22 protein-coding genes are annotated in these 24,314 nt (G+C 38.8%); 10 read left to right on the top strand and 12 right to left on the bottom strand.

What is annotated here, in order from left to right:
- Window positions 1-314 precede the first annotated feature (314 nt).
- Both FK004_RS00440 and FK004_RS00435 read left to right on the top strand, forming a co-directional pair.
- Entirely contained in the window at window positions 315-3,122 is a 2,808-nt protein-coding gene (locus tag FK004_RS00440) for an outer membrane beta-barrel protein (protein WP_108735476.1), read from the top strand.
- 203 nt (window positions 3,123-3,325) lie between these two features.
- Window positions 3,326-4,864 (top strand): IS1182 family transposase, encoded by a 1,539-nt coding sequence (locus FK004_RS00435; RefSeq protein WP_108735475.1) that lies wholly within the window; start codon window positions 3,326-3,328, stop codon window positions 4,862-4,864.
- 154 nt (window positions 4,865-5,018) lie between these two features.
- Here the strand turns inward: FK004_RS00435 and FK004_RS00430 are convergent, their stop codons facing one another.
- From FK004_RS00430 to FK004_RS00410, 5 genes are read right to left on the bottom strand one after another with little or no spacing between them, the layout of a single operon-like run.
- Entirely contained in the window at window positions 5,019-5,804 is a 786-nt protein-coding gene (locus FK004_RS00430; protein WP_108735474.1) for a TPM domain-containing protein, read from the bottom strand.
- Window positions 5,804-6,241, bottom strand: coding sequence for a TPM domain-containing protein (locus FK004_RS00425; protein ID WP_108735473.1), 438 nt, complete (start codon window positions 6,239-6,241; stop codon window positions 5,804-5,806). The genes FK004_RS00430 and FK004_RS00425 overlap by 1 nt, the downstream gene beginning before the upstream one ends.
- Before the next feature lie 11 nt (window positions 6,242-6,252).
- Window positions 6,253-6,837 (bottom strand): LemA family protein, encoded by a 585-nt coding sequence (locus FK004_RS00420; RefSeq protein ID WP_108735472.1) that lies wholly within the window; start codon window positions 6,835-6,837, stop codon window positions 6,253-6,255.
- A 58-nt stretch (window positions 6,838-6,895) separates the two neighbouring features.
- Entirely contained in the window at window positions 6,896-7,225 is a 330-nt protein-coding gene (locus tag FK004_RS00415; protein WP_108735471.1) for a MerR family transcriptional regulator, read from the bottom strand.
- On the bottom strand, window positions 7,225-8,202 hold the full coding sequence (locus FK004_RS00410; protein ID WP_108735470.1) for a M23 family metallopeptidase: 978 nt from the start codon (window positions 8,200-8,202) through the stop codon (window positions 7,225-7,227). The genes FK004_RS00415 and FK004_RS00410 overlap by 1 nt, the downstream gene beginning before the upstream one ends.
- Window positions 8,203-8,441: 239 nt before the next feature.
- On the opposite strand from FK004_RS00410, the gene alaS reads away from it, so the two are divergent.
- The 3 genes from alaS to FK004_RS00390 are packed head-to-tail and all read left to right on the top strand — an operon-like array spanning window position 8,442 to window position 12,756.
- Complete coding sequence (gene alaS / locus FK004_RS00400; RefSeq protein WP_108735468.1) at window positions 8,442-11,069, top strand: alanine--tRNA ligase; 2,628 nt, start codon at window positions 8,442-8,444, stop codon at window positions 11,067-11,069.
- A gap of 60 nt (window positions 11,070-11,129) precedes the next feature.
- Window positions 11,130-12,095, top strand: coding sequence for a GSCFA domain-containing protein (locus FK004_RS00395; RefSeq protein ID WP_108735467.1), 966 nt, complete (start codon window positions 11,130-11,132; stop codon window positions 12,093-12,095).
- Between the two features lie 49 nt (window positions 12,096-12,144).
- Window positions 12,145-12,756, top strand: a complete 612-nt coding sequence (locus FK004_RS00390; RefSeq protein ID WP_108735466.1) for a DUF4230 domain-containing protein — start codon at window positions 12,145-12,147, stop codon at window positions 12,754-12,756.
- Between the two features lie 2 nt (window positions 12,757-12,758).
- On the opposite strand, the gene FK004_RS00385 is transcribed toward FK004_RS00390, so the two are convergent.
- From FK004_RS00385 to FK004_RS00370, 4 genes are read right to left on the bottom strand one after another with little or no spacing between them, the layout of a single operon-like run.
- On the bottom strand, window positions 12,759-13,103 hold the full coding sequence (locus FK004_RS00385; RefSeq protein ID WP_157955990.1) for a hypothetical protein: 345 nt from the start codon (window positions 13,101-13,103) through the stop codon (window positions 12,759-12,761).
- A 13-nt stretch (window positions 13,104-13,116) separates the two neighbouring features.
- The gene (locus FK004_RS00380) at window positions 13,117-13,677 is read right to left on the bottom strand and encodes a LemA family protein (RefSeq protein WP_108735464.1); all 561 of its coding nucleotides are present in this window, start codon (window positions 13,675-13,677) and stop codon (window positions 13,117-13,119) included.
- Between the two features lie 11 nt (window positions 13,678-13,688).
- A complete protein-coding gene (locus tag FK004_RS00375) occupies window positions 13,689-14,789 on the bottom strand; it encodes a hypothetical protein (RefSeq protein ID WP_108735463.1) in 1,101 nt (366 codons plus the stop codon).
- A gap of 49 nt (window positions 14,790-14,838) precedes the next feature.
- Complete coding sequence (locus FK004_RS00370) at window positions 14,839-16,596, bottom strand: aromatic amino acid hydroxylase (protein ID WP_108735462.1); 1,758 nt, start codon at window positions 16,594-16,596, stop codon at window positions 14,839-14,841.
- A gap of 330 nt (window positions 16,597-16,926) precedes the next feature.
- On the opposite strand from FK004_RS00370, the gene FK004_RS00365 reads away from it, so the two are divergent.
- Together FK004_RS00365 and FK004_RS00360 are read left to right on the top strand one after the other, a co-directional pair.
- On the top strand, window positions 16,927-17,868 hold the full coding sequence (locus FK004_RS00365) for a hypothetical protein (protein WP_108735461.1): 942 nt from the start codon (window positions 16,927-16,929) through the stop codon (window positions 17,866-17,868).
- Window positions 17,869-18,075: 207 nt separating this feature from the next.
- Complete coding sequence (locus FK004_RS00360) at window positions 18,076-18,909, top strand: hypothetical protein (RefSeq protein WP_108735460.1); 834 nt, start codon at window positions 18,076-18,078, stop codon at window positions 18,907-18,909.
- A 116-nt stretch (window positions 18,910-19,025) separates the two neighbouring features.
- Here FK004_RS00360 and FK004_RS00355 read toward each other — a convergent pair whose 3' ends face one another.
- The 3 genes from FK004_RS00355 to FK004_RS00345 all read right to left on the bottom strand — a co-directional run bounded on the left by FK004_RS00355 (window position 19,026) and on the right by FK004_RS00345 (window position 21,935).
- Window positions 19,026-19,574 (bottom strand): DUF4136 domain-containing protein, encoded by a 549-nt coding sequence (locus tag FK004_RS00355; protein WP_108735459.1) that lies wholly within the window; start codon window positions 19,572-19,574, stop codon window positions 19,026-19,028.
- A gap of 72 nt (window positions 19,575-19,646) precedes the next feature.
- On the bottom strand, window positions 19,647-21,689 hold the full coding sequence (locus tag FK004_RS00350) for a urocanate hydratase (protein ID WP_108735458.1): 2,043 nt from the start codon (window positions 21,687-21,689) through the stop codon (window positions 19,647-19,649).
- Between the two features lie 60 nt (window positions 21,690-21,749).
- Window positions 21,750-21,935, bottom strand: a complete 186-nt coding sequence (locus tag FK004_RS00345; RefSeq protein WP_108735457.1) for a C1orf53 family protein — start codon at window positions 21,933-21,935, stop codon at window positions 21,750-21,752.
- Between the two features lie 27 nt (window positions 21,936-21,962).
- On the opposite strand from FK004_RS00345, the gene FK004_RS00340 reads away from it, so the two are divergent.
- Genes FK004_RS00340 through FK004_RS00330 form a run of 3 tightly spaced genes read left to right on the top strand, consistent with a single transcriptional unit; the run spans window position 21,963 to window position 24,162 of the window.
- Window positions 21,963-22,304: a hypothetical protein gene (locus FK004_RS00340; protein WP_108735456.1), complete on the top strand. Its 342-nt coding sequence runs from the start codon at window positions 21,963-21,965 to the stop codon at window positions 22,302-22,304.
- A 54-nt stretch (window positions 22,305-22,358) separates the two neighbouring features.
- On the top strand, window positions 22,359-23,270 hold the full coding sequence (locus FK004_RS00335; protein ID WP_170108533.1) for a 1-aminocyclopropane-1-carboxylate deaminase/D-cysteine desulfhydrase: 912 nt from the start codon (window positions 22,359-22,361) through the stop codon (window positions 23,268-23,270).
- Window positions 23,257-24,162, top strand: coding sequence for a glucosaminidase domain-containing protein (locus FK004_RS00330; RefSeq protein ID WP_108735455.1), 906 nt, complete (start codon window positions 23,257-23,259; stop codon window positions 24,160-24,162). Before FK004_RS00335 ends, FK004_RS00330 begins: the two co-directional genes overlap by 14 nt.
- Window positions 24,163-24,314: the final 152 nt, after the last annotated feature.

Genomic DNA, 24,314 nt, shown 5'->3' with positions numbered 1-24,314 from the left:
GTGTGCAGGAAGCTATCCACTGCAGTGGACGGACTCAGCGAGTGTGCAGGAAGCTATCCACTGCAGTGGACGGACTCAGCGAACGTGCAGGAGGCTGTCGATAATGGTAGACAGTTTTTTTTATTTGTTAGGCTGAATGTTTTTAGGCTGAAGTAGGGTAGCGGTACATTACTTTTCAGAAGTACAGCTCCAGAAGATGTTTTTTACAACAATTTCAGCTTCTTATATGTTAAATGTTTTTTAAAATAAATTTGTACTACATAATAATCCTGTTAATTAGCTGTTAAATAAACAAAAACAGTTAATTATACTTTATGCCACGTTTTCACCTTACGCTTCTTTTAGTACTATTAAGTTGTAGTGCCTATTCCCAGAATTCCTTTCAGATCAAAGGGAAAGTACACAGCAAAGAGGGTAACAAGCCCATCGAATCAGCCACAGTATATGTTGTTGCAGTCAAAGATTCCGCTGTAGTCGATTATTCGATTACCGAAAAAAACGGAAGCTTTTCCATTTCAGTCCGTAAACAGGCCAATCCGATACTGTTGAAGGTTTCCAGTTTAGGATACAAAACCTATGTTAAGCGGTATCCCGACCTGAATGCCAATCTTGATGCAGCGGAGATCCTGATGGAAGATGAAGCTACCAACCTGGATGAGGTCATCATCAAAAGTGAAGCACCACCGATTCGGATTAAAAACGATACACTTGAATTCAATGCCTCCTCGTTTAAAGTACGTCCCGATGCCAATGTTGAAGCGTTGCTAAAACAATTGCCCGGTGTAGAAATTGATAGTGATGGAAAAATTACGGTGAATGGAAAGGAAGTAAACCAGATATTGGTAAATGGGAAGCCCTTTTTTGATAAAGACGGTAAGATTGCACTCCAGAACCTGCCTTCAGACATCATTAATAAAGTGCAGATAACCGATTCTAAAACCAAAAAAGAAGAAATTTCCGGAGTGAAAGCAGCATCCAATAATGCCAGTATCAACCTGACGATAGACGAAGACAAGAACAAAGGATTCTTTGGAAAGGTGATGGGCGGTTATGGAACCGACGACCGGTATGAAAGTAGTCTGTTGGCAAACTATTTCAAAGGAAAACAAAAAATAAGCATATTGGCTTCTTCCAATAATATCAATTCCACAGGATTTTCGATGAATGAAATTTTTGATAGTATGGGAGGTGGCCGGAACAATTCCATTTATACCTCTGATAATGGAAGTTTTGGGATTAACGGAATGAATTTTGGCGGGGGCAAAGGAATTACCCAGTCCAATATGGTCGGGCTTAATTATGCCGATGAATTCATAAAAGATATGGATTTTAACGGAAGTTATTTCTATACGGATGCCAATGCTAAAAATACCAACCGCACCCGACAGGTCAATCTTTTGCCGGGCGGAAACTATACGACCGAATCGGATGCCCAAACAGTAGATGATAAATACGCCCATAATTTCAATACCAATTTTGAATATAAAATTGATTCTACGTCTACAATTTACCTGTCGCCAAAATTTGTAAAGGCGAATTCAAAATTCAGGAGTGATTCCAATGAGTTTTCGGAAGATGAAAATGGACTAAGGCTGAATGAGCGTAGTGCAAATACATTTGATGAGACCGATAATACCAGTTTCAGTAACCAGATTTATTACTTTAAAACCCTGAAACGAAAAGGAAGATCCATTAGTTTAGGTTTTGATAATGAAAATAGCAAAGACGAAACCAGTAACCTGAATCGTTCGGCAACTACCTTTTTCCGGGATACCGATAATGATGGGGTCATCGATGAGGTAAGTGAAGATAACCGGAACCAGACTATTTTTAACCGTAGAATTAAAGATTCCTATTCGGCATCATTTGAATATATGGAACCTATAGTGGATTCGGTACGATTGAAAATAGCGGTAGAATACAACAGGCAAAAAACGATCACCGATAAAAACGCTTTCGATTTTGATGGGTTGAGTGGCAGCTATTCTGACCGGAATGATTTATTGTCCAACTATTTGTCATCAGCCACAAATACCGTTACACCGTCGGCTGGGATTAATATCGAAAAAAACAAAATGTATTTTGGGGTATCAGCAGGTACATCCATTACTAAATTTGAAAATAATTCCCTGTATCTTGGGCAGGCAACTGTACTGAATAAGGATTATGTACTGCCGAGTGCCAATGCCTATATCAATTACAGATTCAGTAAATCGAAATCACTTTGGGCAAATTATACTTATACTGTCGATTTTCCAACAGCAAACCAGATTCTGCCAGTAGAGGATTTATCGGATGCTTTGAATACTTATATTGGTAATCCTGATGTAAATCCGAACAAGAGCCATTATACCTATATCAGTTTCCGGGATTATGATTATGCAACTAAGTCGGGATACAGCCTGTATGGTGGAGGGACATTCTATGACAATCAGGTAGTATCTTCTACGGTATATGATGAAAGCCGAAAAAGAACGACAACTTATGAGAATATTTCCGGATCGTATTCTACCTGGTTCGGAGGGAATTGGAATAAGTCGATAAAACATGAGGCGCACTCCTATAGATTTGGCATCGGACTGAGTGCCGGATATTCGAAAAGTATAGGGTATACCAATGGGGAGCTGTTTGATGCGAAGGCACTCCGATTGACGCCAAGAGTGAGCTTTAACTACGATTACGGAGAGTTATTCTCGATCAACCCGACCTATAATTTTACGTATAGCGATACGCAATATACCAACTATACATTGGAAAAGACCAGTAATGTGCTGCATAAATTCAACATCCAGACGACAACCTACTGGCCGAAACACGTAGTTTTTGGGAATGATTTCGGATACAATTACAATTCCAATATTGCCGATGGTTTCAAGAAAGACTTTTACCTGTGGAATAGTAGTTTGGGGTATAATTTCTTAGGCGATAAACTATTGGCTAAAGTGAAAGTGTATGATTTACTCAACCAGAACCAGAGTGCTACCCGTACAATTACTGCAACATCAATCCGTGATGAGGAAAACATCGTATTAAAGCGCTACCTGATGTTCTCTTTGACCTACAAGTTAGATAAGTTTGGCGGTAAAGGAAAAGAGCGCAAATCCAGACGCTGGATGGATTAATTTTATAGGTAAGAAGTAAAAGGTAAGAAGTGAAATGTAAAAAAAGATGCGGTAATCATCATTGTACTCTTAACTATTTTTACAATACTAATTTGATCTAATAAAAAGAAGCTGTCTCAAAACTGAGTCAGCTTCTTTTTTTTTAGTTTGTATTTTTATATGCAATTTTGTAAATTTAATCAGTGATAAACAGCTGATTATATATGAGATTCAAACATTATAACCAACAACAAACGATGCTTCTACCTTATTCGTTTGATGATTTAATTCCACATACACATGCGGTTCGAATAGTTGATCAAGTTGTGGAATCCCTTAATATCCAGCCTCTTTTAAAAGCGTACAGTAAAGAAGGTAATCCTGGATATCATCCAAAGATGTTACTCAAAGTGATGTTGTATGCTTATATGACTAATATCTATTCTTCGAGAAAGATAGAACTTGCACTTCGTGAGAATATCAATTTTATGTGGCTTACTTCTATGACTATTGTTGATCATAATACAATTAATAGATTTAGAAGTGATAAACTAAAAGAGAGTTTTAAAGAAATCTTCAAGCAGGTAGTTTTGATGTTGGCCTCAGAAGGACTGGTGAATCTAAAACAAATTTATACCGACGGAACAAAAATAGAAGCTCAGGCCGGCAGGTACACTTTTGTGTGGGGTAAGAGCATAAAAACCAATAAAGCAAAAATGCTCACCCAGTTGGAAGAATTATGGAACTATGCCCAAAGTATCGACAATGAAGATGACCCCAACCCGGAACCAACAGAGTTCAAAGAAATCAGCAAAGAGGTAATTGAGAAAACTGTAGCTAAAATAGATGCCAAACTCTCTGGTAATGAAAAGACCAGTTCTAAAGCAAAAGCTAAATTACGCTACATAAAAAATAATTTTACTTCCAATCTTGAAAAGTATGAAAAGCAAGAAGCTATTCTGGGAGAAAGAAACAGTTACAGCAAAACTGACACCCAGGCTACTTTTATGCGAATGAAAGAAGACCATATGTTAAACGGACAGCTCAAACCAGCTTATAATACTCAAATATCTACACAAAATCAGATCATTGTTCATTATACCATCCATCAAAATCCGACCGATACTAAAACACTCCAGCCTCATTTAGAAAATTTGGAACAAACCTTTGGTAAAAAAGTATTTAAAAAGATAAAAGAAATAACTACTGACGCAGGTTATGGAAGTGAAGAAAACTACGATTATCTGAAACAGAAGAAACTCAAAGCTTTTGTGAAGTATAATACTTTTGAAAAAGAACAAGATCAAAACTACCAAAAGAAACACAAGGCTTTTAGCAAGGAAAATCTCTATTACAATCCAGAAGAAGACTATTATGTATGTCCAATGGGACAAAAAATGCATAAAACATATCAAAACCAGAAAACAACAACTACAGGATACACCCAAACCTTATCGCATTATCAGGCCAAAAACTGTGAAGGCTGTTCACTTCGAGGTCAATGTTTTAAAGCTCAGGGAAACAGAAGCATCGAGCGAAACCACAACCTTGAAAGACATAAACAACAAGCAAGGGAATTACTACTAAGTGAAATAGGAATACAAAGAAGAAAGCAACGCTCTGCCGATGTAGAGCCTGTATTCGCTCAACTCAAGCATAATAACGGTTTTAGACGGTTTTCTTTAAAAGGACTTCAAAAAGTAGAATTAGAATTCGGATTAATGGCTTTAGGTCATAACTTAAGAAAGAAAATTGCAGCATAAAGGCAATTTTTTACTCCCGTTAAAATCTAGATAGTTAAAATCCAAAATTGTATCAAATAAAAAAACCGTCTCAAAATTTGTTTTGAGACGGCTTCTTTTTGTATAATAGGGAGATTTATCCTCGCCCCTTACTTTTGTCTTTTACATTTAGTAATTACCAGCTACCGCCGGAACCACCGCCGCTGAATCCGCCACCGCCGAAGCCGCCGCCAAATCCACCGCCGCCGAAACTTCCACCGGAAGATCCGCCACCACGGCCAAGGCTGCTGAGGATAATCATACTGGCAAGGTCGAAACCGCCACCACCAGTACCACCATTGTTGCCATTGTTTTTTCGGGAGATAATCACCAAGAAAATAATAAAAACGATGATCAGAACCAGAATGCCCCCACCCGAAGATTCGGACGGGTCTGCTTTTCTTTCCGATTTGTATTTGCCTTTAAGGACGCTGAAGATCGCATCGGTACCTTTATCCAGTCCGCTGTAATAATTACCGGCTTTGAATTCCGGGATAATGACATTCCGCGTAATTTCCCCGCCTATACCTGCTGTGATACGGTCTTCAACACCATATCCGGCAGAAATCCAAATGGACCGCTCTTTTAAGGCGAGAAGGATAAAAACACCATTGTCTTCCTTTGCCTGGCCAATGCCCCATTGATGAGCCCATTTTGGGGTCAGTTCGCCAATGCTCTCCCCATTGATGGTGGGGACGATAGCTACTACAATTTGTGTGGAAGTGGTATCGGAATACCGGATTAGTTTTTCTTCAAGGCTTGCCTTTTCCGTGGCACTCAGGAGCCCGGCATAATCATATACACTGGTCTGTAGTGCCGGTTTAGGCGGAATGGTAAATTGTGAAAACACCGACTGTAATCCTACAAACAATAGTAATACTGTCAGGAAAGTGTGTTTTTTGAGATGCTGTGCTGTTATCATTATCCTTTTGAGATTGTATCAGGCAACTCGTTGGTATCGTCTGCGTGGCTTGGGAAATAGCGCTGTAACTGCTCCCCTGCGCGTAAGATGCCATCAACAAGCCCCTGCTTAAAATTTCCATTTTTAAAATGAGCAACCATACAATCTTTGGTACAATCCCAAAAATCATTGGTTACGACATCATTAATTCCTTTATCGCCATAAATGACAAATGTTTTGTCTTCAATAGCCAGATAGAAGAGTACGCCATTTTTAAGGAGGGTTTCATCCATTTTTAAAAAATGAAAAACTTCCATCGCCCTGTCAAAAGGGTCAATGGAAGTGCTCTTTTCAAGGTGTACCCGAATCTCGCCAGAAGTTTCTTTTTCGGCTGTTTGAATCGCTTTTACGATTTCATCTTCTTCCGAAGCGCTCAGAAAATCTTCTACCTTGGACATAGTTTCGTTTTTTAGAATTTTACCTCTACTGGTTTTTCAGCGCCTTCAACAGCATTGAAATATGCTTTCTCTTTGTATTTTCCTAAAAACATTGAATTCGGGAATGTCAGGATATAGGAATTATAATCTACCACCGATTCATTATAGCGTACACGGCTGGTTTGAATCATGTTTTCAGTACTGGCAAGTTCATCCTGCAATTTCAGGAAGTTTTCATTTGCTTTCAATTGTGGATAAGCTTCAACAGAAACAAGAAGGCGGGAAAGTGATGAAGAAACTCCGCTTTGCGCTTTGTTGAATTCTTCCAGTTTTTCCGGAGTCAGGTTGTCGGCATTTACATTAACAGAAGTGGCTTTGGCTCGTGCCTCAACTACAGCAGTTAACGTGCTTTTTTCAAAATCAGCGGCTCCTTTTACCGTGTTAACCAGATTCCCAATTAAATCATTTCGGCGTTGGTAAGCCGTTTGTACATCGCCCCAGGTTTTGGAGACATTTTGGTTTTTGGCAACAGCACCATTCTTAATTCCTACAGCCCAAAAGCCAATAATGGCCGCTATAGCTACAATTACAATTACAGGGATTAACCATTTTCTCATTTTCTTCTAGTTTTAAGTTGATTTTTGTTTTTGTATGCTCGGTATTTCCAACAACAGCTTAAAGCTGGTTTTTAATATTGTTCAATTGTGCCCGGATAGATTCCAGTTTGTGTATGATTTCATACTTGTCCAGCGTTTTCTTCTGTCCTTCTTTCAGGTGTGTTTTGGCTCCTTCGAGTGTAAATCCACGCTCTTTAACCAAATGATAAATCAGTTGGAGATTTTTCAGGTCTTCGGGGGTGAACATCCGGTTGCCCTTGGCGTTCTTTTTGGGTTTCAGGATATCAAATTCCTTATCCCAAAAGCGAATGAGCGATGCATTGACATGAAAGGCCTTCGCCAATTCCCCAATACTGTAATATCTTTTTTCTGGTAAGTCTAATTGCATTAATCGAGTGATTGGTTTTCCTGGTTAGCTAATTTTGATATGACAAGGTACTCTTTTGCGGAGATATTTCCGTAATAAAAATTCAATGGATTGACGACTTCACCATTTTTGTGTACCTCGTAATGGAGGTGTGGTGCTTCAGAACGTCCTGTGCTTCCAACATAGCCAATGATATCCCCACGTTTAACACGTTCTCCGGCTCTTACTTTGTATTTGCTCAAATGTCCGTATAACGTTTCATAACCATAACCATGACGTACAACAATGTGGTTTCCATAGCCTGAGGCAGTATTGTCAGCACGCTCCACAACACCATCGCCTGTTACATAAACGGGTGTACCTGTTTTGGAAGAAAAATCCATTCCCGCATGGAACTTCCTGACTTTTGTAAATGGATCTGTACGGTAACCGAAACCAGACGCCATATGCTTTAGGTCTTCATTTTTTATCGGCTGGATGGCTGGAATTGCACTCAGCAGTTTCTCTTTGTCTTTTGCCAGTTTCAGAATCTCATCCAGTGATTTGGATTGGATCACCAGTTCTTTGGATAATATGTCAACCCGTTTTGTGGTATTTATGACCAGTTCTGAATTGTTATAGCCTTCGAGGTCCTTATAGCGGTTAATTCCGCCAAAACCTGCTTTGCGTTGTTCTTCTGGTATCGGAGTGGTATTAAAGAAAACGCGGTAAATGGTATTATCCCGCTCTTCAATATTTTCCAGTACCGCATCCAGCTGATCCATTTTCTTATTGAGTAGCGCATACCGGATTTTTAAATTGTCAATCTCCCGTGATTGTAACCGGTCTTTCGGAGTTTCGAAATAGGGTGTATTCAACAGGATTACGAAACACAAAAAACCAAATAATGCCGAAGAAGCCAGGAATAGTAAGATAACACTTAACTTTTTTCCTTTTTTAGGCTGTATTTTTCTATAGGCCAGATTTTCCGTATCATAGTAATATTTTACCTTCTTCATATTTCAAAAAATGCTATTTTTGCAGCGCATTAGGAAAGCATTACCTTCTGTTTTTAATAAGTTCAAAACAAATTTAATAAATGTTTCATTTGTTAAAGCCAATTTTTTGTTTTTATTACTATATAAAGGCATCTCAGCAGGCAAGAAGCGCAGTGGATGGTAAAGATTTTCCGCCCACAGGCTTACTAAAACGATGAAAAGCCCAATGCATACAAATTTCAATTTTTCAAAATAAAACCATGAAATCACAAGACATTAGAAAACAATTTCTCGACTTTTTCCATAGCAAAGGCCACCTCATTGTGCCTTCCGCCCCTATCGTGCTTAAAGATGATCCGACCCTGATGTTCAATAATTCAGGAATGGCACAATTTAAAGAGTACTTTCTGGGGAATGCGACGCCTAAAAGCAAGAGAATAGCCGATAGCCAAAAATGTCTTCGTGTTTCAGGAAAGCATAATGACCTGGAAGAAGTAGGAATTGATACCTACCACCATACGATGTTTGAAATGCTCGGGAACTGGAGTTTTGGTGATTATTTTAAAAAAGAAGCCATTCACTGGGCCTGGGAATTATTGACCGAGGTTTATAAAATCGATAAAGACATTTTGTATGTTACTGTTTTTGAAGGTAGCGAAGAAGAAAACGTGCCTTTTGATCAGGAAGCTTACGATATCTGGAAGACTTTAATTTCGGAAGACAGGATACTGTTGGGGAATAAAAAAGATAATTTCTGGGAAATGGGTGAGCAGGGACCTTGTGGGCCTTGTAGTGAAATCCATGTGGACATTCGTTCTGCAGCAGAGAAAGCCCTGATTCCGGGGAAAGAGTTGGTAAATGCTGATCATCCACATGTAGTGGAAATCTGGAATAATGTATTCATGGAATTCAACCGTAAAGCAGATGGATCCTTAGAAAAACTACCTGCACAGCATGTAGATACCGGAATGGGATTTGAGCGTTTGTGTATGGTATTGCAACACGTACAGTCCAATTATGATACGGATGTTTTTGCTCCGCTGATTCAGAAAATTGAAAGTATTACTGGTGCGAAATACACCATGAAAGCGAAGGATGATGCCGAAGAGAAAATCAATATTGCCATACGCGTTATTGCCGATCACGTACGTGCGGTAGCCTTCGCGATTGCCGATGGGCAACTGCCTTCCAATACCGGAGCAGGATACGTGATCCGTAGGATTTTACGTCGTGCTATCCGTTATGGTTTTACATTCTTAGATACAAAAGAAGCTTTTATTTATAAATTAGGGGAAACCTTAAGCGAGCAAATGGGCGATGCGTTCCCGGAGATCAGAAGCCAGAAAAATTTAGTTCAGAATGTGATCCGTGAGGAAGAAAATTCTTTCTTAAGGACATTAGACCAGGGATTGCAATTGCTTGAAAATGTTATTGCTTCAACGAAAGAGAAAACAGTTTCCGGACAAAAGGCATTTGAATTGTACGATACTTTCGGTTTCCCGATTGACCTTACAGCATTAATCCTCAGAGAAAGAGGTTTGGCACTGGATGAGGCTGGTTTTGAAGCTGCTATGCAACAACAAAAAGCACGCTCCCGGGCTGCTTCTGAAACTTCTACAGATGACTGGACAATCCTGATAGAAGGAAATACAGAAACATTCGTAGGATATGACGAATTAGAGAAAGAAGTTAAAATTACACGATACCGAAAAATAGATTCCAAGAAAGACGGTAAGCTTTACCAGATTGTTTTGGACAATACGCCATTTTATCCGGAAGGCGGAGGTCAGGTTGGTGATAAAGGAACCTTATTTACCGCAAACCAGGCTATTGAAGTATTGGATACTAAAAAGGAAAATAACCTGATCCTGCACCTGACGAAAGAACTTCCTGAAAATCCGGAAGCCAGTTTTGTAGCAGTGGTCAATAGTAAATTACGACGTGACTCTGCCGGGAATCACTCTGCAACACATTTGCTGCACCAGGCATTACGCAGTGTCCTGGGAACTCATGTAGAGCAAAAAGGATCTTTGGTGAGCCCGAACCACCTTCGTTTTGACTTTTCTCACTTTGCAAAAGTAACCGATGAAGAATTGCAGCAGGTGGAAGATTTTGTCAATACCCGAATCAAGGAACAATTGCCGTTAGTGGAAAGAAGAAGTATTCCTTTTGCCCAAGCAGTGGAAGAAGGTGCCATGGCACTTTTTGGAGAAAAATATGGTGATACAGTACGTGCGATCAAATTTGGAGACAGCATGGAACTTTGCGGGGGAATCCACGTAAAAAATACAGCCGATATCTGGCACTTTAAAATTGTTAGTGAAGGTGCCGTTGCGGCTGGAATCCGTCGTATCGAAGCAATCACTGATGAAGGGGTGAAGCAATTTTTTGCGACAAAGGAACAGACATTAAAGGAGATTAAAGAAACACTTAAAAACCCACAGGATACCGTAAAAGCAGTGGTAGCATTACAGGACGATAATGCCAAACTGAAAAAGCAGGTGGAAGCTTTGCTGAAAGAAAAAGCAAAAAACCTTAAAGGCGAACTTGTACAGGAAATCCAGGAAATCAATGGCGTACAGTTCTTAGCGAAGCAAGTGGATCTGGATGCTAATGGTGCCAAAGACCTGGCGTATGAGCTTGGAAATCTGGGAACCAATGTATTTCTGGTACTGGCTACGGCTGAAGAAGGAAAACCAATGCTGACCTGTTACATTTCCAAAGAACTGGTAGCGGAGAAAAACCTCAATGCCGGCCAGGTTGTTCGGGAATTAGGCAAGTACATCCAGGGCGGTGGCGGTGGGCAACCGTTTTTTGCAACCGCTGGTGGAAAAAATCCAGCAGGAATTAAGGAAGCATTATCCAAAGCAGTGGATTTTATCAAATAAATAACCTACACTATAGATCGAAATGCAATTTGTCTTTCGGTCTTTAAACGTTGTCATAGTATGGATTTCAGAACCCAAATACCCATTCTTAAAAATAATCACCCAATTGATTATGATTCCAGAGTGGTGTCTTTGGGTTCTTGTTTTGCAGTAAACATCAGTGAGAAGCTCCGGCATTTTAAGTTCAGTACAACACTGAATCCATTTGGGATTTTATTTCACCCCGAAGCACTGAACAAATTCATTACTATAGTTTCAGAGAAAAAAAAGATTACCGAAAAGGAATTGTTTTTTCATAACGAGTGCTGGCATTCTTTCGACGTTCATTCTGAATTGAGCCATCCCGACCAGGAGCAGCTACTGAATGTATTAAACGAGCGTATTTTGGAATCGCATGCTACTATAACAGTTGCATCACATGTAATTATTACGTTAGGGACGGCTTGGGTTTATCGAAATAATGATAGTGGGGAAATTGTCGCCAATTGCCATAAAGTGCCGCAAAAGCACTTTAAAAAAGAAATAGTAAGCATTGAGGCAATCATTGATAATCTTCAAGATAGCATTAGAGCTATTAGTGAGATGAATCCCAATGCGCAGGTTATTTTTACCATTTCACCTGTCCGGCATAGCAAAGATGGTTTTGTGGAGAATCAAAGAAGCAAAGCACATCTTATTGCGGCATTGCAGGCAGTGTTACATCAGCCGCTTTTTGAAAACAAAACGTACTATTTTCCAAGTTATGAAGTGATGATGGATGAATTACGGGATTATAGATTCTATGCTGAAGACATGATTCACCCGAGTGCATTGGCCATTGATTATATCTGGAGCAAATTCCAGGAGGCGTCAATATCGGAAACCTGTTATCCGTTGATGAAAAGAGTTGATGCGATTCAGAAAAGTTTAGCACACAGGCCGTTTTATTCCGGTTCTGAAAGCCATCATAAATTTGTAAAAGACCTCCACCGCAAAATGAGTCAACTGGAATCAGAGTATCCCCAGATCGTCTTTCCGAAAAGTTAAATGCATTTTGAGGCAGATTATTTTTCTTTAAATTTATAAAAAAAGGTAAATGAAAAAAATTATTATAGGTGTTGCTGCAGTGGTTTTAGTCGTATTGTTATTCCGATTTTGTGAATTTAAAAAACAAGACGGTTCTTCTTTAACAAGTGATACTAACCTGATTCAGCAGCAGATTGTAAATGTCGGGAAGCTCGTTGTGACAGAAGGGCATTTTTCGGAAGTATTGACGTATAAAGACCAACAGAAATACTTCTTGGATGTGCTGACTTTTGAGAAAAAGGCATTAATTGTTGTGAATGCAGATGTTACAGTAGCCTATGATTTACGGCAGGTTACTTACGATATTAATGAAAAAGATAAAACGATTACCATTACTTCCATTCCGAAAGAGGAAATTAAAATCAGCCCGGATATAAAATTCTACGATGTCAATCAGAGTAAATTAAATCCTTTTACCGGGGATGACTATAATAAAATCAACACACAGGTCAAAGAGAAGCTAAAACTGAAAATAGAAAAGTCGACCCTGAAAACCAATGCGAAAAATCGTTTGGTAAGTGAGTTGTCTAAAATATTGATCCTTACCAACTCAATGGGATGGAAGCTTGAGTATAATGGTACTGAAGTCAAAACGGATAGTGACCTGCAATTGCAACTGTAGGTTTACTGTTTATTTGCTTTGGCCTTTGAAAGCGCATCAAGCCAACTATTCAGCTGCCTGCGTTTGAAAACACAAAATGTAAAGTAAACGAAAAACATCACAATCCAGATCAAGGCCATCCGAACGCCGGATATTTCTGTGAAAAATAAAACCATTTGGGTTATAAAGCCCAGAATCCACGAGATTCCTAATGATAGATAGAGGACGCTGTAATAGGGTTTGAGCACTGGATAAAGACCCATTTTTCGGAAAAGGAAAAGCGGGAAAGTGAGAGCCAGCATGGTTAATGGTACCCCAAAAGCAGCCCACATGACTACTGTCTGTGGGTTGCTATCAATGTCTTTCATGAAATCGTATAGCTTAAAACTGAACTCCATGATATTGTTTTTCTTGTTCTGAAATCTGCAGTAACGATTTCTCTTTATAACCGAATATTTTTGCCAGTAGTACACTTGGAAATTCCGAAATGCCAATATTGTACATGTTGATGCTTTCATTGAAAAACTCCCTACGGTCAGAAAGTGCATTTTCGAGGTCTGAAACTCTTTTTTGCAATTCTGAAAAGGTAGCAGACGCCTGAAGGTTCGGATAGTTTTCGGAGACAGCAAATACCGATTTCATGGTTTTGTCCATCTGATTGGAAAGCTCTATTTTTTCATTTGGATCATTGGAGTTTAGGAACTGCGTCCGCAATTGAGTGAGTTGTGTCAGTACTTTTTCCTCGTAGTTCATGTATTCTTTTACCACCTTAATCAAATTTGGAATTTCATCAGCCCTTTGTTTGAGGAGCACATCGATATTGGCGTAGGCTTTTTGTGTGTTGAACTTCAGCATCACCAGTTTGTTATAGGCAGCAACCACCACGCTGATGATTCCTGTTGCCAGTAATATAAGGATGATAATAGTGATTATGGGATTCATAGGGGATAGGGTTAGAATGGTTTAAAATTAGAGAAAAAATCATTCCAGTTAAACATATTGGAACTTACTTCGATAGTGACTATGCCTTCTTTGATTGTTATCGGCATGATGAGCAATAAGGCCATGAACAGCGCAAATACTGCTGTAAAATAAAAAAAGGAATTGAGTAGCGGTTTATAAGTATTGTAATGATTGATTTTTTCCTGGAGTGTAATCCCAAAAACATCTTTGATGTTTTCATGTTCAATAATTGGGGTATTGCCTTCTAAGGAAGCTTTTCCAATGATCAGGACTTCATCATTTTCTTTCAGGAGGTACTGTGAATACCGATTGCTTCCGGAAGAATACTGTTCGTCGAGCGGCATCCAGATGAATTCAATTTTTTCAGGATTGACCTCAATCTGCCCGGTAGTATCCCGAATATAAAAACGTTCGCAAATGGTTTCTGAGAACACTTCCGAATAATTATAATCACCGTCTTTGTCTTTGGTAATGTCTTCAATCACATATTTATAACCAATACAGGCTTTTTTAAGGATGCGGGACTCGAGTGGTGTTTTGGAGATGGCAGTCCCTTCGATTTCAATAAGGCCCATCGCTGCCGATCTTATTTTTGAAGTAGGAAGTATGGCCTGGTATTTTAGAAAGCGATTTTTGGAACTGGGTAACATTTCCAATACAATTCCGGATACGATTATGATTAAGATGGCATAAGGGCCGGACAGGAAAAACACAATGATAAATACAATCGCAGCGGTGCCAATCCATATTTTTTTCCACAAGGGCTTTGGGTTCTTTTGCGGATAATGCACTTTTTTCCGATTGTCACGTATCGTCGATATGATCATGGCAATAAGCCCCAAAACAAATACCGAAAGGAATAAGATGGTAAAAGTGAGTAGGGCATAACCGTGATGAAATATCAAATAGGTGCAGCCTATTAAAGTAGGATTTAATGCAAAAAATAACCACTTGGGCCGGAGTTTTAGGGATAAAATTCCAGATAATATAACGGTATGAAATATCGCAATCCCGCAACTGAATAGCATCAGGAACACCACAATTGGGATATCCGTTTCAAAAGTATTAAAATAGTTCAGGAATTCGCTCATGGTATTTTGCGATAGTTATTTTTAATGCTTTTGGATATTATTGTACCGTTTAGTTTACATTTTCATTTTCGAAAATAAGTTCTAAACCGCCGGTAATCAAATGTGCAATTTCAGGTCGGGTTTGTTTTAATTTTTCCAAATGGATAAGTACCTTCTGGAGTAATTCAGTATCGTTGTCTTTGTTTAGTAATTCAGATATTTCTAAGGATAACAGCCAGTCTTTAGGGTGATTTTGCTTCACGGCATTAAATGTTTCGGCGATGGACATAACTGGTGTTTTTCCTTCGCGGATGTTTCTGATGTTCTGGTATAATGATTCCAGTTCTTCCCGCTTGCTGTTTTTTTGAGCTTTAATAGTGGTACTGGAAGGGACATGAGTAATCAGGTCAAAACTGTTGATGTCTGCAGGTCCGGAATAGGCAGAGACTATTTTTTTACCCACGGCCATATCGTAAATGCCCCATTCAGGTTGGAATAAAAGCGTTTCATTGTGTTTTACTGTGCAATCGGTAAAGCTGATAATGATAATTTTTCCCTGGATGTTTCGGGTGCCTGTAATGATTTTACCGGATACTGTAATATTTCCTTCAAACTCAAGCGTAACACGTTCCCCTTCATATATTGCATACGCCTGAAGATCCCGCGGGCTCATGTCTTCGATAGCAAGATTAATGCCTTTTAGTTTGCCTACAGGGCTTCCAAAACCTTCTGAATGATAGGATGTGGCATGCCCGACTAATTCTTTCTCTCTGTAGGATAGTGCTGTCTTACCGGTAGTTTGCAGGTACACCGGTTTGTTGTTTTCGGCAATGACATTTGTAAAAACACCTGAAACCTGAATTCCGGTGCTCAATTCAATCGTGCCCAACGCGTTGGATTGTATCAGTTTTTGTATTCCTGTTAGGCCGCCGGTTCGTAAAGCCATGGTATTGGCAAATTCTTCTAAAACAGAGTTTAGATGGGCGAAATCTGGGGTAACATACAATTGGGGCTGTGGTTTGGTGATATCAAAACTGCGGTATGCTGCGTCAATGTTATACGGTATTTTAGTCACGCTATCGGTCATGCACCAGGCGCTTTCTCCTATTGAAGAAAGTAGCCCTGCGCCATATATTTTAGGATTGTTGAGGTCACCGATAAGGCCATATTCAACAGTCCACCAGTGCAGGTTTCTGATAAGTGCCATTTCGGATAGTTCCCCCATATTATTCTGCAAATCTTCCACCTTTTTTTCAATAGCGTCAATTTCATTTTGTGGAGTTCCTTCGGCTTCTTTTAATATCGAAAGTAGTCGGATCGCTTCATACATTTCATAATCGCGGGAAGAGGAAATAGCCTTACAGCCAATTTCACCAAATCTCCTAAGGTATTCGGCATATTCCGGATTTGCAATGATTGGTGCGTGCCCGGCTCCCTCGTGGATGATGTCTGGTGCGGGTGTGTATTCAATATGTTCCAGTTGTCGGATATCAGAGGCAATTACCAGGACATTATAAGCCTGGAATTCCATAAATGCATTAGGAGGTATAAAACCATCTACAGCCACAGCAGCCCATCCAATTTCTTTTAAGATGCGGTTCATACCATACATATTGGGAATATGTTCTGTTTCTAGACCTGTTTTTTTAAGCCCTATCAAATAGGATTCATGGGCAACTTTTGAAAGGTAATCAACATTTTTACGCATTACATAGCGCCATACAGCCTGATTAATAGGTGTATATTCATCATAATCCTGCGGCTTTATAAATTGTTTTAAGTGTTTTGGTAAACGATCTAATAAGGGATTGCTTTCAAATGTTTTCATTTTATAAGTCTGAATGTTGGATTGCTGTAAAAGTACACTATTTTTATTTTTTTAAGAATAAATGAATTTAAAAAAATAATCGCTAAATTAATATTGATTGAACAAAGTTATTTGTTTTTGTGATTTTATTACGTATGTTTTATTTTGTTTTATTGATTTTTTCTTTTTAGTAAAAATATGATGTTAATGTTTTATTGTTTTGTGTTAATTGCTGAATAATGGTTGTTGAATTGGCTTTTCGGGATGTTATATTTTTAATGTTAAAATATTTGTAAATACAATTGGAAAAATTATTTTTACGGTCAATTAACTAATCTTTAAATTTTTATTATGAAAAAAATTTTTCTTTTCCTGGCGGTAGCTGGAACATTCTTCACTTCTTGTAGTAGTGATGACGATTCAAATGACGGAACACCAGTAACTCCAGGAGCAACAGCTATCACATTAACTTCAAATGTTGCAACTGTAGCGTTGGGTGGATCTTTTACATTTACAGTTACTGATAACTTAGCAGCTAATGTAACAACTACATCTCAATACTTTGTAAATGATGTAGCAATCACTTCTAATGTTTATACTCCAAGTGCAGTTGGTACTTATAGTGTTAAAGCAAAGAATGGTACTTTAACTAGTGCTGTTGTTACAGTTACAGTTACTGCAGCTCCAGTTGTATCTCCTAGTAATTCTTTTGTTTTAAATAATACAAACTATGAAACGCCAGTTGTTGGATTTGGATTTAGAGGTATATATGAAGCGGGTACAGCAGGACAGTATTTGATTTTATGGGACTTTAATCCTTACAAAGAAGTAGGTTCTGGTAATTCAGCAACTTATCCAAATGACTTATACTTAACTTTTGCTTTGCCAATCGTTCCGACAGGTCAAGATGCAGATGGTGAGCCGACATTTACGATTCTTTTTCCTACGGTAGCAGACTTCTCTTGGAATTCGACTACATTGCCTACTTTGCTAGATGCATATGTAATCTCAAATAATGTAGCTTTATTACCTGAAGATGCTGACGAGAGAGCAGCTTTGATTGCTGATGTAAGTTTGAATATTACTGCAATACAATTTCCAACGGATACATCTACTGCATCTAATTTAGCAGCTACTTATTCAGTAACATTGAATGATGGTAAAGTAGTTCAAGGACAGTACAGTGGTACTACAGGATATTACGATGCTACAGGTGCGAAAGCAGCTAAAATGAACGTAGCTCCTAAAAATGTAAAATTGTCTAAAGGCAAAATGCATTTAGCTAAAAAATAATTTAATTTAAATTATTTTAAATAAAAGCCGCCAATTGGCGGCTTTTTTTATGGTATAAAAATATATAGTATTGTAAGCGAAAATAAGTAAAGCAAAGATTGTTCTATTGTTTTTTTTGTTTTATATCTTGTTTGGTGTTAAAAATTTTGCAGATTAAATCCGTAAAATTACTTTTATGTTCTAATAACTAAATTTTAAATTTTCAGTATGAAAAAAATTTTCTTCTTTTTAGCAGTAGCGGGTAGTACTTTTTTTACCTCTTGTAGTAGTGACGATGATGTAGCTTCATCAATTGTTTTGACATCGAATGTTCCGACAGTCGTTTTTGGAGAAACATTTACATTAACAGTAAAAACTGACTTAGCAGTAGATGTTACGGCTGGTTCACAGTTTTTTGTAAATAATGTAGCGATTAGTAGTAACGTTTTTACACCGCCAACAGGTGGGACTTATACGATTCGTGCAGTTAATGGTACATTGACTAGTGCAGACATTACTGTAAAAGTGACTGCGCCACTTAATTCGTTTGTGGTTAATGGTACAGTGTACAATACTGAAACTTCAATTTTAGTATATTTAGGAACGGATGAGAATAGTATGAATAACTGGATTGCAGCAGGGTATAATGCACTAACAGAAAATGAAATGGATGTGTATTTTACTACACCACAAGTTGGTGCTGTGACGTTGGAGTATCCAACTGCAGCTAATTTTGTATTTGGTGCTACACCGGGATCACAATTTTTATATGGAATTATTGGAGAAGATGAGTTAGAAGGTGATGAAGAAAGTTTGACGGCTTTAAATCTTAATCTTACGACTATCAATGTGCCACAAGTAGCAGGTGATCCTCAAAATTGGACTTATACTTATGATGCTGTATTTGTAGGTGGAGAAACTGTTGTGGGTAATTTTAGTGGTGATTATTTGTTTTATAATGCAAGTACGCCAGCTGGAAAAACAACTGTTCAGCCGATAAAAAGAATTCACTCTTCTTCATTAAAAAATGGAGCTAAAAAAGCATATTTGAATAAAAAGTAATGCATTATTTTAAATTGAAACTATGCCGATTGAAGGGTGGTGTTTAATTTAATAATTCTTATTATAAAAGAAAGAAGCCGCAATTAAGCGGCTTCTTTTGTGTAATATAGTTGTGATTATTTCTTGGCTTCTTTCTTTTCAGGAGGGAATTGCGCCAGGATTCGTGTTACGAACTCATTAATGCGTTCCTCTTTTTTACTGGTATCCCGTGTTAAAACGCCTTCACCAACACCCTGCCAAATCAATTCTTTTTTCTTTCCGTCAATAAGGTCGATGTATAATGTTCCTTCGCTGTAGGTGTTTACTGTCGTGTAGTTTCCGCCCCACATCCAGGGATTCCATCCCCATCCCCATCCGTAGCCCCAACCGGCATTGAATTGGCTTACGTTTACCTGTTCGCGGGATTTGGTAAAAATATTGATCAATAAGTCCGGATTGTCGCTTTTTGAAAAACCTTTGGCGGTAAGTTGTTCGTCAATGGCGCGTAATATCCTTTTTTTATCCAAATCAGAGATTTCTACTTTATCGATTCCGGTCTTGTAGAATGCGAAAGTTTTGTATTGTGAGAAATCGGTGTTTTTGTCATAATCGCTTTGTACTCTTACTGAGGCACAGGAAGCGAGAATGAAAAACAATACTAATGGTGTAAATTTTAGAGCTTTCATATTCCCAAATGTGTTTGTGTTAACTATTTTGTTTCATTTCCGGCATTTAAAATTCAACCGATAGGACTGTGATTAAAAATCCAGAATAGCATCATCTACTATAGTAGGGATGGTAACTTTTAATAAAGGTTGCGTTTCCATAGCCCTTTTAATTGCGAAGATGGCTTCATCATTCCTGGCCCAGCTTCTTCTGGCAATTCCATTGTTGACATCCCAGAACAGCATGGATTCCAGGCGTCTGGATGCTGCTTTTGTTCCATCAAGAACCATACCAAATCCACCATTAATTACTTCGCCCCAACCGACGCCACCGCCATTGTGAATAGACACCCAGGTAGCGCCCCGGAAACTATCGCCAATTACATTTTGTATTGCCATATCAGCGGTAAATCGGGAGCCATCGTAAATATTAGAAGTTTCGCGGTATGGTGAATCTGTTCCGGAAACGTCATGATGGTCACGCCCTAATATGATATAACCAATTTCCCCTTTTTCAATTGCTTCATTAAAGGCACGGGCTATATTTATACGGCCTTCCGCATCAGCATAAAGAATCCTGGCTTGCGATCCTACTACTAATTTGTTTTCCTGTGCGCCTTTGATCCATTGAATATTATCCTGCATTTGTTGCTGGATTTCTACTGGAGCAGTTTTGGACATTTCTTCTAATACCGCACAGGCTATGGCGTCAGTTTTTGCTAAGTCTTCTGGTTTTCCGGAAGCACAAACCCATCGAAACGGGCCAAATCCATAATCAAAACACATAGGGCCCATGATATCCTGAACATAGCTCGAGTATTTGAAATCAATTTTATTGGGTGCAAATACATCAGCACCGGCACGGGAAGCTTCTAAAAGGAAAGCATTTCCGTAATCAAAGAAATAGGTGCCTTTTGCAGTGTGCTTATTGATGGCTGCTGCGTGTCTTCTAAGGGTTTCCTGTATTTTCTCTTTGAATAATTCCGGTTTATCGGCCATCATAGTATTGGCTTCTTCCAGGGAAATTCCTACAGGATAATAGCCACCTGCCCAAGGATTATGCAATGAGGTTTGGTCACTGCCTAAATCAATATAAATATTTTCGGTATCAAACTTTTCCCAGACATCTACAATATTGCCCTGGTAGGCAATAGAAACTGTTTCTTTCTGGGCTTTTGCCTGTTGTACTCTGACGGTCAGTTTGTCGAGGTCTGTAAGGACTTCATCTACCCAGCCCTGAGAATGGCGTGTTTGTACGGCTTTTGGATTCACTTCAGCACATACGGTAATACATCCCGCAATGTTTCCTGCTTTGGGTTGCGCACCACTCATACCACCTAAGCCAGATGTTACAAATAGTTTTCCGGCTAATCCTTCGCCATTTTTGGAAATTTTCCGGCCACCGTTCAATACTGTGATAGTAGTGCCGTGTACAATTCCTTGTGGGCCAATGTACATATAGCTGCCTGCGGTCATCTGTCCATATTGGGAGACACCAAGAGCATTAAATTTTTCCCAGTCATCGGGTTTGGAATAATTTGGGATTACCATTCCGTTGGTTACGACTACCCGGGGGGCTTCTGCATGTGATGGGAAAAGACCCATTGGATGCCCGGAGTACATTACTAATGTTTGTTCTTCGGTCATTTCCGAAAGGTATTTCATGACCAACAGGTATTGTGCCCAGTTTTGAAAAACAGCACCATTTCCGCCATAAGTGATTAATTCATGTGGGTGTTGTGCTACCGCATAATCCAGGTTATTCTGGATCATTAGCATAATAGCTTTTGCTTGTTCACATTTTCCGGGATATTCTGAAATTGGCCTTGCAAAAATTTTATAATCCGGGCGAAATCGGTACATGTAGATTCTGCCGTAGGTCTCTAATTCTGCCAGGAATTCTTTGGCTAAAATAGCATGCTGATCCGCAGGAAAATAACGCAGGGCATTTCGTAAAGCCAGCTTTTTTTCGTCTGGAGAAAGAATTTCTTTACGCTTTGGTGCGTGATTAATAGCAGTATCATAAGTTTTTGGTTCCGGTAATATAGCGGGAATACCCTGCCTGATTTGCTCGTGAAAAAGCGATCTGGTGTCTGTATCAGAAATAGTATCGGATGCTATTTGTGTTTTGTTCATACTGTTGTATCTGTTTATAGTGCTTTTGAATCAGTTGTAAAATGTAAGTGATGGCTATTATTAACGCTTTTTTTTTCGTCCTTCGGGATCTGTGAGGCTAAAGCCGTACGGGCAGTGACGGCAGCCATTTTTGCAGCAATACCCTCTTTTTAAATGAAATTTTTCAGTAAATACTTTATAGCCTTCGGGAGAGTAATAAAAATCTTCTCCCTCCTTTAGTTTATTTTCATTATTTTGGCGGTCCATTCTACAAATTTATAAACTTTAGAGGCAATGTTTCTAATTGTATCAAAATATTTTCTGCCGAAACGTTTTGCAGGAATTACAATTTATCCTTTTGTAATCCTAAAGAAGCGGGAATACTGTAACGACCCTGTGATACTCAACCATGAAAGAATCCATTTGAGACAGCAGGCGGAGTTATTGATCCTTCCTTTTTTTGTTTGGTACCTTTTCGAATTTTGCATTAAGCTGATCCGCCACCGTGATCCCCATAAGGCCTATCGGGCGATTGGTTTTGAGCGTGAGGCGTATCGGAATGAAAATAACATGAGCTACTTAAAAACAAGGCCTTTTTGGGCTTTTTTGAAGTACAGGAATTCAATAGATTCTTAATATTGTAGGGGCACTTGGATAATTATAGTAGTTTTGTGAAAATTAAAAAAGCTAATGGTACTGGCAGAAATTCCAAATCAGCTGATCGATTTTCCAAATCATGGAGTATTCCTCCATATAAAAAGGGAAGATACGATTCATGAATTTATTTCCGGGAATAAATACAGGAAGCTCAAATATAATATTTTAGCAGCTCAGGAATCCGGTGCAAAGCGACTGCTGACTTTTGGAGGAGCCTATTCCAATCATATTGCCGCAGTTGCTGCTGCAGGGAAATACTATGGTTTTGAAACGATAGGGGTAATCCGGGGCGAAGAATTAGCATCCGAAATAACACAAAACCCTACACTTGCTTTTGCTGCAGCATGTGGTATGCAGTTCCAGTTTGTCTCCCGATCCGATTACCGTCAAAAAGACCAAACAGATTTTCTGGAGCCGCTTCAGGAAAAGTGGGGAATGGCTTATGTTATTCCTGAAGGAGGGACTAATATATTAGCTGTGAAGGGTTGTGAAGAGATCCTGACGGATAAAGACGGTGATTTTGATTATATTTGCTGTGCAGTCGGAACCGGAGGTACTATTGCAGGGCTTATTAATAGTTCGGTAATGCACCAGCAAGTCCTTGGATTTCCCGCTTTAAAAGGGGAATTTCTAAAGGAGGAAATTGAAAAATTTGCTAAAAATGACCGCTGGATGCTTGTAAACGATTATCATTTTGGAGGTTATGGTAAAGTAACTCCTGAATTGATCGCTTTTATAAATGATTTTTATAATCAAAATAAGATTCCTTTGGATCCAATATATACTGGAAAGATGGTTTTTGGCGTTATAGACTTAATTACCAAAGGCTTTTTTCCTAAAGATTCCAAAATATTGATGATCCATACCGGAGGATTACAGGGAATTGCCGGAATGAATAAAAAATTACAAACTAAAAAACTACCGATACTCAATGTCAACGCTTAAAAAAATTTCACTTCTTTTTATTATCCTGATTCTTTCAAGTTGTGGCTCCGGAAAATCAAAAGTTAAAAAGGGGAGTAGTGCACAACCGAAAAAGGAATTGGTCCGCAATAAGCGAACGTCTGTCGCGACGACAAAAAGATCAGCCGCAAACCAAAAATCAGAAACGGAGACTTCCCGTTCTGAAGTACTCGTTTCGACCTCTAAAACGACTGTGACGAATGAAATTGTAAATGCCTATATCGACCAGTTTAGTCCGATAGCAAAAGAAAATATGAGCAAATATGGCATTCCGGCGAGTATCATTCTGGCGCAGGGAATTTTAGAGTCAGGTTCAGGATTAGGTACCTTAAGTAAAAATGCCAACAATCATTTTGGGATTAAATGCCACACCGGATGGGAAGGCGAAAGTGTACGGCATGATGATGACTCGGCACAGGAATGTTTCCGAAAATATACTGATCCAGGAGAATCCTATAAAGACCACGCCTTATTCCTGACCGGCAGAAGCCGTTATGCAGCGCTTTTTAAGCTTAAAAAAGATGATTACGAAGGCTGGGCCAAAGGACTTAGGGCTGCGGGTTATGCAACTGATCCTAAATATCCCGAAAAATTAATTGGATTAATCCAGCGCTATCAATTGCAAAAATATGATATGCAGGTAATGGGAAAAACCTATAAAGAAGAGCCTGTTGTGGTAAAAACGGAAACAAAAACCACTACAATTATTACAAGTACGCCTGAAATAGCTTCAAACGATATTACGTACAAAGTACAGCAGGGTGATACGCTTTATTCCATATCGAAAAAGTTCAATACTACTGTCGATGAACTGAAAAAGAAAAATAACCTTTCTGATAATGCGATCGCAATAGGGCAAAACCTTAAAATATAATATTACTATTTACTTCAAATAGTCCGATACAAAACAAACCCTGGGATAAATAGAGCTTTCAGGGTTTTTTAGTACTGTATGGTAGCCGATAGTACAACTAAAAACAATTTTTAAAATTGCTCCTAAAAAAACTGTAGCTCTTTGTAACTTTG

Origin of the sequence: Flavobacterium kingsejongi, assembly GCF_003076475.1 — a bacterium.
GTDB classification, from domain to species: domain Bacteria; phylum Bacteroidota; class Bacteroidia; order Flavobacteriales; family Flavobacteriaceae; genus Flavobacterium; species Flavobacterium kingsejongi.
The sequence above is the reverse complement of the archived record's forward strand: the minus strand, read 5'-3'. Positions and strand labels throughout refer to the sequence as shown.